Origin of the sequence: Streptomyces sp. MMG1121 (assembly GCF_001280015.1) — a bacterium.
Classification (GTDB): domain Bacteria; phylum Actinomycetota; class Actinomycetes; order Streptomycetales; family Streptomycetaceae; genus Streptomyces.
The window spans coordinates 1-14,266 of sequence record NZ_LGDV01000255.1; the positions used below are offsets into that span (position 1 = coordinate 1).

Below are 14,266 nucleotides of genomic sequence, written 5' to 3' on the forward strand. Positions count from 1 at the left end.
GCTAACTCACCACGGAGCCGCTCCACTTCCCCCAGCCTCACACCACGAAGATGCCCACCACCAGGCGAGATCACTCAACGTAACGAAGCACTACTAGGCGGCCACCAAGATGGACCTGGCGCACCCGGTGCGGCTGTTCAAGTATCCGGAGGCGCTGGCGGCCGCGCTGGAGCAGGACGGCCCGCCCGACGTGATCGGGTTCTCGCACTACATCTGGAACAGCCAGCTCTCGCTCGCGTTCGCCGAGCTGGTCAAACGGCGTTTCCCGGTCACCACCGTCGTCTTCGGCGGCCCTCAATATCCACTCCGTCTCCCGGAACAGACCGATTTCTGGCACGAGCGTCTGACCGGGAAGGTGGACTTCTACGTCGAAGGGGAGGGCGAGGCGGCGTTCTCGGACCTGCTGCTCACCCTCAACGACTTCGACCGGAAGGAAGTGCGCGGCACCATCCCCGGAGCACACAATTTCCACGACGACGGAGTCCTGTACGCGCCGCCGCCGCGCCTGCGGATTCACTACCTGTCCACCGTGCCATCTCCCTACCTGGCTGGCCTCATGGACGAGTTCTTCGACGGCAAGCTCGTCCCCACGGTGCAGACGAACCGCGGCTGCCCCTTCAAGTGCACCTTCTGCCAGGAGGGCACCCGGTACTTCCAGACGGTCGCCAAGAAGCACGATCGACAGATCCGGGACGAGCTGCACTACATCGGCCGCCGCATGAAATCGCTGGTCGAGTTCGGCGCCGCCCGCAACGAGCTCCTCATCACCGACAGCAACTTCGGAATGTTCCCCGAGGACCATGAGACCTGCCGGGTGATCGCCGAGTGCCAGCAGCTCTACGGCTGGCCGCGCGTCGTCAACGTCACCACCGGCAAGAACCAGCGCGATCGCGTCCTGTCCGCCGTCGCCGAGGTCCGCGGCGCGATCAGCCTGTCCGGCGCCGTGCAGTCCCTTGACCCCGATGTGCTGAGCAGGATCGCACGCAAGAACATCGACGCCGGCAAGCTCATGGAGATCGCCCTGGCCGCCTCGGAAGCCGGGGCGGGTACATACAGCGAGGTGATCCTCGCCCTGCCCGGCGACTCCAAGGCCAAGCACCTCGGCACCCTGCGCCAGCTCGTGGACGCCGGATTCGACCGGCTCAACATGTTCCAGCTCACCCTGCTGCCGGGCAGCGAGATGTGCACGGACGCCTACCGCCGCGAACACGGCCTCGTCACCAAGTGGCGCGTCATGCCGCGCTGCTACGGCGCTTTCAACGTGCTCGGGGAGGAGCTGCGTACCGCCGAACTGGACGAGGTCTGCGTCACCGTCCCCGACATGCCCTACGAGGACTACCGGGAATGCCGGGTGATGAACCTGCTCCTGGCCTCTCTCTACAACGGCGGCACTTTCGCCGTCCTCCTGGCCGTCCTACGCGCCCACTGGATCTCGCCCATGCGCTGGCTTGAACTCGCGCGGACCCTCGCCCACGGGCCCGCTCTGGCCACCGTCCTGAAGGAGTTCGCGGCCGAGACCGACGGACAGCTGTGGGACGACCGGGCCGATCTCCTGACATACGCGACCGAGCACACCGACGAGTACGTCGCCGGCCGCCTGGGCAACAACCTGCTCTACACCTACCGGACCCGGATCATCTCCGAAGCTCTGGAGGACACCGCGGACCTCGCCGCCCGTGCTTGCCTGACCGCGCTCCGGGAGATCGGCGTCGGGGCGGGCGGTGGGAGTCTCATCGAGGCCCTGGTACGGGAGAGCGCCGAGTACCACCGCCTCGTACTGTCCGACATCTTCCGCACCGATCCTCCCGAGGTACTGCGCCAGACCGCGCGCTTCGACCTCGACGAACTGCTGGCCACGGCCCGCCGCCGGGAGGACGTTCGGCTACGCGACCAGCGCAACTTCCAGCACTCCGAACCGGGCGTGCGCGAGTTCGTCCTCACCCCCGCCCAGCAGCGCACCCTGAGCACATACCTGGAGCAGTTCGGAACCACTCCCTGGGGCGTCGGACGACTCCTCACGAAGGTCCGGCTGCCTGATATCGTCCGGCAAGTCCGAATGACCCCTGGCCCGGGCACGGCCCCGGCGCCCGCCGGAACGGGAACACCCACGACGTGACCAGCGCAGTCCTCGACCGCCGTCTCGCCGCCCTGGGACGTCCCTTCCCGCTGATCGCCACGGGCGGCGGGACCGGCGGCCACACCTACCCCGCGCTCACCGCGATCCGTACGACGAGCGCACGGCTGGCCCGCCTGGGTATCGGCCTGGACGTGCTGTGGGTCGGCACCGCGACCGGCCTGGAGGCACGAGTCACCGAACGCGAGGGGATCCCCTTCAGGACGGTGGCCACGGGCAAGATCCGCCGCTCCAGCAACCCTCTGAAACTGGCCTCTCCGGCGAACATCAAGGACATGGGCCGCGTGCCGCTCGGTGCGGCCCAGGCCCGCGCGATCATCTCGGCCTTCAGGCCCGATGTGGTGCTGTCGACCGGCGGCTATGTCGCGGTCCCGGTCGGACTCGCCGCAAAGTTCTGCCGCCGCCCGCTGGTCATCCACGAACAGACCGTGCGCCTTGGGCTGGCCAACCGCGCCCTGGCCCGCGCCGCCACCCGCGTCGCGGTCTCGTCGGAGTCGACGCTCCCGCTCCTGCCGGACGCGGTCCGTGGCTCAGCGGTCGTCACTGGTAACCCGGTCCGCCCCGAAATTCTGACCGGCAAGCTGAACAAGGCGATCAGCGCCCTGGGCCTGACTGGCTTCGACCACGCCCTGCCCACCGTCTACGTCACCGGCGGAGCCCAAGGCTCCGTCCAGATCAACACCGTCGTCCGCGCGCTCCTGCCGTGGCTGCTCACCGAGGCCAACGTCATCCACCAGTGCGGCGCCGCGTCCATCGAGGAGGCTCGCCACTACGCCGCCCAGCTCCCGGGCGACATCAGGCCCCGCTACCTGGTCACCGACTTCGTCGGCCCGGAACTCCCCGATGTCGTCGCCCTCGCAGACATCGTGATCTCCCGCAGCGGCGCCGGCACGATCGCCGAGCTCACCGCCCTGGGCAAGCCGTCCGTCCTGATCCCGCTCGCGACGTCGGCGGGCAACGAGCAGGAGCACAACGCCCTACACCTTCAGGAGGCCGGAGCGACCGTCGCCCTCTTGGGGGAGGCGGTCACGCCCGAGGGACTTCGTGCCGCCGTCGCTCCACTCATCTCCTCGCCCGGTGAGCGTCGGCACATGGCGGAGCAGGCCCGCTCCCTGGGACGCCCGGATGCCGCCGACCGCCTGGCGGAGGTGTTGCTGGACGTGGCCACCAGTTGAAGCCGGGCGTTGCACCTGACACGGGCCTTGTCGCAAGGACTACAGGGATCCGAGGCTCATGCCACCGGAGAGCGCGTACGGGTCGGCGACGGTCGACACGTTGGCCTGAAGTCATGCCTGGCAGGTGAGCGTTACTCCTGAATTACCCTGACATGGGTTTTCCTTGAACTTGCCGCCCTAGGGTCGGAAGCCGCAGGTGCGAACGGGGCGGGGGTATCAATGGGTGACGGCAAGATCCCGGGCAAGGTGCTGGACATCAAGACCGCCGACATCAAGGCGGCGGCACCGGCCTTCCAGAAGGGCGCCATCGATCTCAGCAAGGCTCTGACCACTCTGATCAAGACCCTGGACGGCCTCGGTGAGCCCTGGGGCCACGACGACCAGGGCAATCAGTTCGGCGGCGCCTACAAGCCGCACCGGAAGTCGATCGAGAGCGCGGCGGGCGTCCTGGTGCTCGGTCTGACGAGCATTCACGAGGCCATGGTGGACATGGCGGACGGGCACGTGGACAACGACAAGCTCGTCGCCGGCATCTTCACGGAAGTGAAGACGAACAAGCAGAGCGACGGTGCCGGTGAGCGTTGAGTCCAAAGCCCGCCACATCCTTCTCGACATGGGCCTGTGGTGGCCGGAGGCCGACCCCGACAAGCTGCGGGACGCGGCGAATGCGTGGCGTGCGTTCGCCGACGCCGTGGACGACGTCCGGGCCCCGGTGAACCGCAGCGCGTCCTCGATCATCCACAACAACACGGGTGAGTCGATCGAGGCGTTCCACAAGTTCTGGGACCGCTACGCCAAGGGCAAGGACGGCGGCTGGCTGAGCGACCTCGCGAAGTCATCGCGGGACATGGCCACCGCACTCGACAAGTTCGCCCACGCGATCGACGACGCGATCAACAAGCTCTGGACGCGGATCGCCATCGACGCGGTCGTGATCGCGGGAGGAATCACGCTGGCTGTGCTCACCGCGGGCATCGCCTCGGGTGCGGCGGCAGCGGCGGCGGACGCGGTCATCGAGTTCGGCGCCACGATCGGCGTCGGGGTCACCGGTGCGGTGGCCGACATCATCGCCGGTGCCTTGGTCGGCGTCGCGTTCGGCGGGGTCGAGTCGGTCACCATCGACGCTGCCGTGGCCCAGCCGCTGCAGATGATGGCCGGTCTGCAGCACGGCTTCAGCCTGGACGAGGTCAACCAGGCCGCCAAGGACGGCATGATCTTCGGCGGCGCCCTGGGAGGGGGCGGCGGCCTGCTGAAGGCGAGCATGGAAGGCGGCCTCGCCGACACCACACCGCTCCTGCTGCGCCCGCCCTCGCTCCGCCCCGACCTGGTCGATCTGGGCACAGCGGCCCGCAACGCCGACGACATGCCGTGCGTGGGCGAGCCGATCGACGTGGCGACCGGCGCCATGCTGATGACGCAGACGGACCTCGCCCTGCCAGGCACTCTGCCGCTCCGGTTCACCCGCACCCACCTCTCCTCCTACCGGGGCGGCGTCTGCTTCGGCCCGACCTGGATCTCCACCCTGGACGAGTGCCTCCAGATCGACGGCGAGGGCGTCGTCTTCGCCGCCGCTGACGGCATGCGCCTGGTGTACCCGGTGCCGGAACCCGGCGTTCCCACGATGCCGGCCAAGGGCGCCCGCTGGCCCCTGGAGTGGGACGGCAAACCGGACGGCGCGATGACGGTCACCGACCCGTCGACAGGCGTGACCCGCACCTTCGCCGCCCCCGTCCCCTCCCCCTCCTTCGGCGTCTTCCACCTGGCCATCGATTCCTGGACCGACCGCAACGGCAACCGCATCGACGTCGAACGCGACGACGAGGGCATCCCCTTCGGCATCCACCACTCCGGCGGCTACTACATCGCCGTCGACACCCAGGGCCCGCGCATCACGGCCCTGCGTCTGCTGGACGAGCCGCCCTCCCGCTACCACCTGGCCACCACGCCCGACGCAGGCACGGTCGTCATGCGCTACGGCTACGACCCGGCCGGCAACCTCGCCGAGGTCATCAACTCCAGCGGCGAACCCCTGCGGTTCACCTACGACGCCGAGGGCCGTGTCACCCGCTGGACCGACCGTAACGGCACCTGGTTCGGTTACGTCTACGACGACCGCGGCCGCGTAATCCGCACCGACGGCGTCGACGGCATCCTCTCCGGCACCCTGACCTACGACGACACCGCACGCACAACGACGTACACCGACTCCCAGGGCCACGCCTCGGTCCACCGGTACAACGCCGAGGGCCTGGTGGTGGAGGAGACGGACCCGCTGGGGCACGCCACCCGCACCGAGTGGGACGAGTACGGCGCCAGGCCATTGAGAGTCACCGACCCTCTGGGGAACACCACCCAGTACGTCTACGACCATGCTGGCAACCCCACCGAGCTCACCCTCCCCGATGGCTCGGTGGCACAGGCTGTCTACAACGCGCTTGGCGTGCCGACAGAGGTGGTCGAGCCGGGCGGGGCAGTCTGGCGTCATACCTATGACGAGCGGGGAAACCTGCTGACGACCGTGGATCCGCTCGGGGCTGAGACCCGCTACGCGTACGACACGGCGGGTCGTCCGACGTCGATCACCAACGCCCTCGGTCACACCCGTGAGATCGCCTACGACGGGGCAGGTCTCCCCATTGCCCTGACGGACGAACTCGGCCACACGACGACGGTCCGCCGTGACGCTTTCGGTCGGGTAGTCGAGGTGACCAACCCGCTGGGACACACCACTCGCCTGGGTTGGACGGCAGAAGGTAAACCGTCCTGGCGGGAACAAGCCGATGGCACGCGGGAGTCATGGACCTGGGACGCCGAGGGCAATCTGCTCACGCACACCGACCCGGTGGGCAACACGACGCACCACACACCGACGCACTTCGACGTACCCGCCACGCAGACCGAACCGGACGGTACCCGCTACGAGTTCGCCTACGACACCGAACTCCGGCTGACCGGGGTCACCAACCCTCAGGGGCGGACCTGGACGTACACCTACGACCAGGCCGGCCGTCTGGTCGCAGAGACGGACTTCAACGGCCACACGCTGACGTATACGCATGACGCGGCAGGACAGTTGGCCTCCCGCACCAACGGTGCCGGGGAGACCGTGCACTTCACGCGGGACACGGTGGGCCGCGTCGTGGAGCAGCGGTCCAGCACGGATGACGTCTCGACGTTCTTCTACGGCCCGGACGGCGGCCTGGCGCAAGCTGACAACGGCCATGCCACCGTGCTCCTGGAACGGGATGCGCTTGGCCGCGTGGTGTCCCAGACGGTCAACGGGCGTACCACTACGCATACCTACGACGCCCTCGGCCGCCGGACACAGCGTGTGACCCCCTCCGGGCTGACCTCGTCCTGGACGTACGACGCGGCAGGGCGCCCGCTCAATCTGCGCTCACCCGCCGGCACGCTGGACTTCGCCCACGACGCGGCGGGCCGGGAGACGGCGCGCCACATCGGTGCCGAGGTGACCCTGACGCAGGACTGGAGCGGGACAGGCCGGCTGATCGCGCAGACCCTGACCGCGGGAACGCAAGTCGACGCACGCCGTCTCCTCCAGCACCGCACCTATGCCCACCGGGCGGACGGATACATCACCGAGATCCGCGAGTTGACCTCGGGCACGCGTCGCTTCGACCTCGACGGCACGGGTCGGGTCACCGGTGTCCGAGCGCACGGTTGGAGTGAGGGCTACGCCTACGACCCAGCCGGGAATGTCTCACACGCCACCGCCCCCGACCACGCCGCCCCGGGCGACCGCGAGTTCGAGGGCACCCTGGTCCGGTCGGCCGGTCGAACCTCGTACGCCCACGATGCGCACGGCCGTCTGATCCGCAAGACCCGCAAACTCCTGAACGGTCAGAGCCACACGTGGACCTACGTCTGGAATGCCGAGGACCGGCTGACGGACGTCACAACTCCGGACGGTGACCGCTGGCGCTATGCCTACGACCCGCTCGGCCGCCGCATCTCCAAGCACCGCGTGGCGGAGGACGGCTCAGAGACCGACCGAACGGAATTCTCCTGGGACGACTCGGCCATGGCCGAGCAGACCGTTCCGGACGGGCAGGTCACCACGTGGGACTACACACCGGGCACCCATCGCCTGGTGGCCCAGACCGACCATATTCCGACAGGCGCACCGGACAACACATCGTTCCTTGCCCGACTGGCCGAGGAATCCGATCCCGGCCGCACACCCCGCTTCCATGCCGTGGTGACGGACTCCATCGGCACACCCATGGAGCTGGTCTCCGTCTCAGGAGATCTCGTCTGGCAGCATCGCACCACTCTCTGGGGCACCGGCTTTGCGTCCCCGGAGGCCGACACCGACTCGGTCGACTGCCCGCTGCGCTTCCCGGGCCAGTACGCCGACCCCGAGACCGGGCTGCACTACAACCTTCATCGATACTACGACCCGGAGACCGCCCGGTACATCAGCCCGGACCCGCTGGGCCTGGAACCCTCCAACAATCCGTACGCCTATGTGGTGAACGCCTTCGGCTGGACGGACCCGCTGGGCCTGGCCCCCCAGTGCGGAATCGACCTGTCCAATGCCACACCGCACAGTGGCCGCTTTCCCGATGAGGCGAAGCCGAACGAGATCCTGGTGCGCCGGAAGCATGACGGGACCGTCACCGCCTACGCTGTTTACGACGATCAGGGCCTGCCCATCAAACGGGTCGACGTCGACCCCGATTCCAAGCCGCATGGCGGAGTGCCTGCGCCCCACACGCTGGAGACGACCAGGAACGTGAATCCGAAGACCGGCGAAGTGTTCCTCAAGTGGAAAAAGATGCCCCGGCCGGCACGCCCCGATGAACTTCCTCAGTGAGTGCGGAGGACGAACGATGGACCCGCTGAGAGTTCGGGACGTAAGAGAGTGGACGGAGGCCGTCGGCGACGACGCTGATTACCTCGACTACCTCTCGCAGCAGGTAGGACTGGGCGAGTGGGCTGCGTTCACACGCGCGTTCATGCCCCGGTTTGTGGAAGTGGAGGGCTGCATCCTGTGGGATCGCGTCTACGAGCCAGACAACTTCCGCACCTGGTACGACCAGTTGCAGGGTGACACCACCTCGATCGAGGCGACGCTGAACCAGTTCCGTCTCGCGCTCTACATCAACATCCCGGAAGATCGGGACTCCGAGGCCGCCGCCTCCGCGCTGGCCGAGGAGATCGCTGTTTCCTGGCGTCGATGTCTGCGTGATGCCTTCCCCGACCGCTCGTTCGAGGTCGCTGCGAGCGAGACGGAGGACGGGCCGGTGGTGAGCTTCGTGACGGTCCGCTGAAGCAGGCAGGCGCACCGACCGTGTCACCAAGTTCATGCTGCTCCGGCGGCGGCCGCGGTTTCGGAACTACACTCGACACTAATGGCGAATTCCGGCATTTCGGGCGATGCTAGCCATGACCACTCTTCTTCCCTGGCTCGAGGAGTCGCTCTACCGGGAACGGCTGGCGACTCTCCTGTCAGATGTCGCAGACGCACCTGTTACAGCGGTGCGCTATGTAGCCCCGTCGGGTGGAACGTGGCCCGAAGGCCATCGTGCAGACCGGGGCGCGCATGCGAGCTGGGCGGCGGCGGAGAACAGTCGCAGCCGCAGGCGGCGGGGCTCCCAGAGCCTCGGCTTGCCGGTCAGGGCGAGCATCGGCAGCCAGGCCAGAAGGTCGAGGGCGAGCTGGACGATCTCCAGCCAGATCTGGTTCTGCGCGGTGTCGTGCAGGGGCAGGTTGCGCAGGCCAGTGGCGCGCGCATTGCGGATACGGTCCTCGGCCCGCGCGCGCTGGCGATGCCGCAGTTCCAGGGTGGCGATCGGGACGTCGGTGGTGTTGGTGGCAAACGCGGTGAGCCGCAGTCCGTCGGCGTCGGTGAACCGCAACTGGGCGCCGGGGTGCGGCCGTTCCTTGCGGACAATCAGCCGCATCCCTTTCGGCCAGCCTTTCAGGACGTCGCCGTCGAGCTCGGCGGTCCAGGCGCCGTCGCGAAGCTCGCTGCCGGGCTCGACGGCCGGCGTCCAGGCGGAGGCGGGGGCCTTCAGGACGGCCTGGTGAATGGCGTCGGTGATGGTCATCCCGACCGAGTAGGACAGCCACCGGCCCTGCTTCGAGAGCCAGGCGACGAACTCGTGGGTGCCGCCCGCGGAGTCCGTACGAATCAGGGTGGACCGGCCGCGCCGGTGACGTTTCGGGAGCTGGGCCAGGGCGAGTTGGGTGGTGGTGATGTGGTCGGCAGCGGTGTTGCTGCCTGCGTTCCCGGGCCGTAGCAGGGCTGCCACCGGCTCCCCGGTGCCGCCGCGTCCGTGGTCGACGAAGCCCATGAGCGGATGATGTCCGTAGGACTTCTTCCAGGTCGCGGCCGCGTCCTGCTTGTCGGAGTGGGCCAGGACCAGCACCCCGTCCAGGTCAACGATCACCTGGCCGCCCGCGTCCGGCGATGATGCGCCGGCCAGCTTCCAGACCCGCTCGCGCACTTCGGCCCGTGCCGTCCTGATCGCCTCAAGCGCCTTCGGCCCAGCCGAGGCGAGGGCATCGACGAGGCGGGAGACCGTCGGGTCTGAGGCCACCGGCCCGAACACGGCCGGCTCGGCCCGCAGCATGCCCACGTCCGCCAGGCAGTCCCCGCCCAGCGCGACCGCCAGGGCCACATCCAGCAGGATCTTGCCCGGGTCGTGCACCGTCCGCGGCTTGCGCCACGGCGCCAGTGCCGCCGATATCGCTTGATCCAAGCCGGTCTTGCGGACGGTCTTCGCCAGCAGCACGCCGCCCGCCTGGCTGACCACTCCCCGCCCGCCGCCCTCGACGCGGACACGCGGATAGAGCCCGATACGCTTCTTCACCTGGGAAGTGCTTCTTTCCTCGCAACCGACAGGACCTTCGACAAGCCCTATCGTTGCAGGTCAGGAGCACTTCTCTCGTTTTTGATCACACCTCGGACGCCAGCCCACATGAACGCGCGAGGCTAGGCGGAGCAGCCGAGCCGGTCCAACATCGGGAAGCCAGCGCTAGCCGCCCGGCCGCAATTTAGGCGTCACTGGCATCGGAATTGTTTGGATCACTCCAGCCCTGGCGGGAACCACGCGGCTCGCTGGAGTTCTTGGATCGAGACTATGCCATCTCGTCCCAGACGGGGAGCCGATCCCGCATAAGCCGTTGCCGGCCACGGCCTGGCGCGCCCTTTCCTGTACTCAGATGAACAGGGCGGTTGTAAGCCCGGTGCTGTTGACGGCACCGGCCGCGCCCACACGGACGAGCACGCTTCCTACGCCGGGAGCGAAGAAGGGATACTGTGCATTGTTCTCCGAGCGGGCGGACACGGAGAGAAGCTGCGGCAGCCCGGTGCCATTGCAGACCAAGGTCGATTGGATGGTCGCAAAGTGGAGCCCGCCGCCCTCCTTGATGTACGTGAACACCCCGAGGGTGACGCCTCCTTGGCTGGCGGGGCAGGTGACCTCCGCGGTGGCCGTGGCGACACCGTTGACGACGGTGATGAGGGGCACGGCTTCCACGCTGCCGGCCCACGTGGGGGCAGCCTGGGCTGGAGGCGCGCACAGAACCGTCCCGGCCAAGCAGACCGCCGCCAAGGACGCGGCTGTGAAACGCGCGCGAGCGGTCAACATCGACCTTTTCAGGGCACGGACAGCTTTCCTCTGGACCTTCACGGGTTCCTCCTTGAACGCCAGCGTGCTTCACGAGGGCACGGCAAAATAGCGGGGTCAGGTCCGCGTGAGTCGTGCATAGACAGCCCCCCGATGATCTCGATTTTGACACTATGCGATGAGTCAGGCTGGCCGGGCGGAGCCGTCGGTTTTTGACCCGATCGGGTGTACGCGGAACCGGGGCTTAGAAACAGGTACTCAGCTTGTCCTACCTTCCAAGCGTGGGTCTGAGTTGGTCATTCGTAAGATCAGCGGGCCCAGGGGTTCTGGGTATGGCTGTGAGCTTGTCGCCGTTGGATGGCTCAAAGAACTTGGCCGCCCGGAGCCCCGCGACGACTCGACCGCTAATTGGGATACGCGACTCGATCGCTGTGTAGGACAACGTCGGCGAGGTCGTCTGCGGGTTCGATGATGACGACGAGCTGGCGGAGGTGACCGTGCCCCAGATCTGGGCCGGAGTGGACATCGGCAAGGAACACCACCACTGCGTAGTGGTTAACGAGCGGGGCGAACGCCTCCTTTCACGCCGAGTCTTCAACGACGAATCGGCCCTGCTGGAGCTGATCGCAGACGTACTCGCGCTCTCCGAGGACGCCCTGTGGGCGGTGGACATAAACCACGGTGGCGCCGCCCTGCTCATCGGCCTCCTCCTCAGCCACAACCAGCCGATGGTCTACATCACTGGCCTGGCCGTGCACCAGGCGTCGGCGGCCTACCGCGGTCAGGGCAAGACAGACGAGAAGGACGCGTTCGTCATCGCTGATCAGGCACGCATGCGCCAGGACCTTGGTCCCTTGCGGCCTGGTGACGAGATAGCCGTCGACCTGCGCACCCTGACCGCCCGCCGCCTCGATCTGGTCAACGACCGGACCCGTCAGACCAACCGGCTGCGGGCTCAACTGCTGAAGTTTTTCCCAGCGTTGGAGCGCGTGCTGAACCTGAGCAAAAAGGGTCCAGTCGTCCTGCTGAGCGGCTACCAAGTGCCGGCCGCGATCCGTCGCAGCGGGGCCAGGCGGATCGGAACCTGGCTGAAGAACCGCAAGGTGAAGAACGCCGTCGCGCTCGCCGAGACAGCTGTTGAGGCGGCCAGGGCCCAGCACGCCGCGCTGCCGGGAGAGAGCCTCGCGGCCGCCATGGTTGCCCGCATCGCTAAGGGCGTGCTGGCCCTCGACGAGGAGATTGCCGAACTCGACGCGCTCATCGGGGCCCGGTTCAACGACCACCGACATGCAACGGTGATCCGGAGTCTGCCCGGCATGGGCACCCTCCTCGGCGCCGAGTTCATCGCCGCCACCGGTGGCGATCTGGAGGCTTTCGGCACGGCCGACCGACTGGCGTCCTTCGCCGGCCTCTCACCCGTGCCGCGGGACTCCGGCCGCGTCAGCGGCAACATGCGCCGCCCGCGCCGATGGTGTCCCTTCTCGTGGTGTAGCCGATCAAGGTGGCGGAATCCCCAGGTCACGGATCGAATCGCCCTCCCTGGAGGCGCTGTTGGAGCTCACCGAGCCGATACCAGCGGCGATCGCCAGGAAGCCCGCAGTGGCAGGCACCGGACGGCTCCGAAGCGGAGCCGACAGACCGTGATCGGCTACACCACCACGAGAGACACGGCCCCCGCGCCGCTACCACCGCGGCCTGCTCCGCGCCTTCTACCTCTCCGCGATGGCCAGCCTGAGAACCTGCTCCGCCTCCCAGGCTTACTACGGGCGCAAGCGGAACGAGGGAAGGGGCACAAGCAGGCCCTGCTCGCTCTGGCCCGCCGACGAGCCAACGTCTTGTGGGCAATGCTCCGCGACGGAGAGTGTTACGAGGCCCTACCAACCGTCACGGCAGCGGCTTGACATCGTCATTGGGAAGTTCTTTATGGTCTGGCCTGGTCGCGTTCGGTGATCGTCTCGGGTCGTTTCGCGGTTTTGCCCACGTCGTAGCGGGTGGCAGGCCGCCGGTTCTTGGAACCGAGTGGTCCGCCGGGGTCTGGCCGGGTGGGTTTCGGCGCACGGGCGGGACAGCTCAGGGCGGGGCAGAGGTTTCTGAACCCGCGGCGGACCCAGGCCGGGGTGAGCCGGCCGGGCTGCGCGGCCTTCTCCCAGGGGCGGCGGAAGTCCTCGGCGAGGGGGCGGGTTAGCCAGAGTTGGGTGTGGGCGGTGATGACCAGCAACGTCCAGCGGTCCGCCGCTTCAGGCTACGGACCTTCGGCCGGGTCCAGCCGAGCGTCTGCTTGATCATGCGGATAGTGTGTTCAAGATCGAAGCGGCGCAGGAACGCCTGCCAGCGCAGATCGACGTCCGGGCCGGTCATCCCGGTCTTCGAGGACCACCGTCTGCCCGGCAGCGGGTCTCCGTCGCCGGGCAGACGGTCGACTTGGAGGCGGATCAACGTCCCCTCAAGGCTCGGGAGTTCACCGTCATGCCCGATCCAGGCCACGGTGCCAGTGCCGCCGATATCACGGTGTCCAAGCCCGACTTGCGGACGGTTTCGACCAACAGCACCGACCCGGCCTGCGAGACCACCCCGCGACCGCCGCCCTCGACACGGACATGCGAGTGCGACCCGCTACGCTTCTTCACCTGGAGAGTGCTTCTTTCCTTGCAGCTGACAGGACCCTCGACAAGTCCAATCGTTGCAGGTCAGCAGCACTCTCCATTTATTGATCAACACTCAGACAGGCCCACTCGTGAAAGCGCGAGGTTAGGGCCCCGCCCCATACTGGTCAGGGCCCTTGTGCGTCTGGGGGAGTGTCCGCTTCTACGTGGGATCTCCTCGGAGTTGTTCTCGGGGGATTGTGATCCGCAGCCAGCTGCCTACCCGAACGGTCCTCGGCTGGCACATGACGGCAAAACCTGCGCGCAACATCTCTATACGGGGCGTGTCAGCACCGACGACTCCTTCTGGATCCGACGCCCAGCAGCGCATGCCCCAGCCTCCATCTCAACCGTACTCAAGTGCGGACAACCTTCAGAAGATCCACGTGGCCCTCCCCGACAAGCCACCCGAAGTGACGGAGTCCGTCGCAGCCGCCCTCCTGCAGCTCCTTCGCACCATGACCACCGCTCCGGGCCGGCAGCACCCCGATCCCGACGGCCCCTAGCCGAGTGGGGATGGGCACAGCTGGCTCTCCTCGCCCAATCGAGGTACGACAGACCGCCACATAACACCCGCACCACGCTGCACACCACAACCGCTGGGGGTCTGACCACACATGATCCGCTTCGCCTTCGCCGGACGCTGTTCCACCGAAGACCTCCAAGACCCCGAGGCCTCCAGAAACTGGCAGCTCACCCGCGCCCGCGCCCTGATCG

At 67.6% G+C, this 14,266-nt stretch carries 8 protein-coding genes and 2 pseudogenes; 6 read left to right on the forward strand and 4 right to left on the reverse strand.

Translation table 11 applies throughout. The annotated features are described in order from the left end of the window. Positions 1-109 precede the first annotated feature (109 nt). The 5 genes from ADK64_RS40635 (at position 110) to ADK64_RS40655 (ending at position 8,603) form a co-directional block, all read left to right on the forward strand. Entirely contained in the window at positions 110-2,116 is a 2,007-nt protein-coding gene (locus ADK64_RS40635; protein ID WP_053667283.1) for a B12-binding domain-containing radical SAM protein, read from the forward strand. Next, complete coding sequence (locus ADK64_RS40640) at positions 2,113-3,309, forward strand: UDP-N-acetylglucosamine--N-acetylmuramyl-(pentapeptide) pyrophosphoryl-undecaprenol N-acetylglucosamine transferase (RefSeq protein WP_234384923.1); 1,197 nt, start codon at positions 2,113-2,115, stop codon at positions 3,307-3,309. Before ADK64_RS40635 ends, ADK64_RS40640 begins: the two co-directional genes overlap by 4 nt. A 219-nt stretch (positions 3,310-3,528) precedes the next feature. Beyond that, entirely contained in the window at positions 3,529-3,894 is a 366-nt protein-coding gene (locus tag ADK64_RS40645) for a hypothetical protein (protein WP_053667284.1), read from the forward strand. Positions 3,895-3,922: 28 nt separating this feature from the next. Further along, on the forward strand, positions 3,923-8,146 hold the full coding sequence (locus ADK64_RS40650; RefSeq protein WP_234384925.1) for a DUF6531 domain-containing protein: 4,224 nt from the start codon (positions 3,923-3,925) through the stop codon (positions 8,144-8,146). Between the two features lie 16 nt (positions 8,147-8,162). Then, a complete protein-coding gene (locus tag ADK64_RS40655; RefSeq protein ID WP_053667285.1) occupies positions 8,163-8,603 on the forward strand; it encodes a hypothetical protein in 441 nt (146 codons plus the stop codon). A 213-nt stretch (positions 8,604-8,816) separates the two neighbouring features. Here the strand turns inward: ADK64_RS40655 and ADK64_RS40660 are convergent, their stop codons facing one another. Both ADK64_RS40660 and ADK64_RS40665 read right to left on the reverse strand, forming a co-directional pair. Then, positions 8,817-10,148, reverse strand: coding sequence for an IS1380 family transposase (locus ADK64_RS40660; RefSeq protein WP_420713114.1), 1,332 nt, complete (start codon positions 10,146-10,148; stop codon positions 8,817-8,819). 348 nt (positions 10,149-10,496) lie between these two features. Then, on the reverse strand, positions 10,497-10,808 hold the full coding sequence (locus ADK64_RS40665; RefSeq protein WP_159046468.1) for a hypothetical protein: 312 nt from the start codon (positions 10,806-10,808) through the stop codon (positions 10,497-10,499). Between the two features lie 596 nt (positions 10,809-11,404). On the opposite strand from ADK64_RS40665, the gene ADK64_RS40670 reads away from it, so the two are divergent. Beyond that, on the forward strand, positions 11,405-12,808 hold the full coding sequence (locus ADK64_RS40670; protein ID WP_234384924.1) for an IS110 family transposase: 1,404 nt from the start codon (positions 11,405-11,407) through the stop codon (positions 12,806-12,808). A 20-nt stretch (positions 12,809-12,828) separates the two neighbouring features. Here the strand turns inward: ADK64_RS40670 and ADK64_RS44545 are convergent. After that, positions 12,829-13,388: pseudogene (locus tag ADK64_RS44545) on the reverse strand (transposase); the annotation flags it as partial. Beyond that, a pseudogene (locus ADK64_RS48275) lies at positions 13,388-13,534 on the reverse strand (IS1380 family transposase); the annotation flags it as partial. The pseudogenes ADK64_RS48275 and ADK64_RS44545, both read right to left, overlap by 1 nt. Between the last annotated feature and the right edge of the window lie 732 nt (positions 13,535-14,266).

Excerpts from the sequence above, each read along its gene's own strand:
- ADK64_RS40655 (WP_053667285.1), top strand. The coding sequence starts at position 8,163 with ATGGACCCGCTGAGAGTTCGGGACGTAAGAGAGTGGACGGAGGCCGTC.
- ADK64_RS40650 (WP_234384925.1), top strand. The coding sequence starts at position 3,923 with ATGGGCCTGTGGTGGCCGGAGGCCGACCCCGACAAGCTGCGGGACGCG.
- ADK64_RS40635 (WP_053667283.1), top strand. The coding sequence starts at position 110 with ATGGACCTGGCGCACCCGGTGCGGCTGTTCAAGTATCCGGAGGCGCTG.
- ADK64_RS40645 (WP_053667284.1), top strand. The coding sequence starts at position 3,529 with ATGGGTGACGGCAAGATCCCGGGCAAGGTGCTGGACATCAAGACCGCC.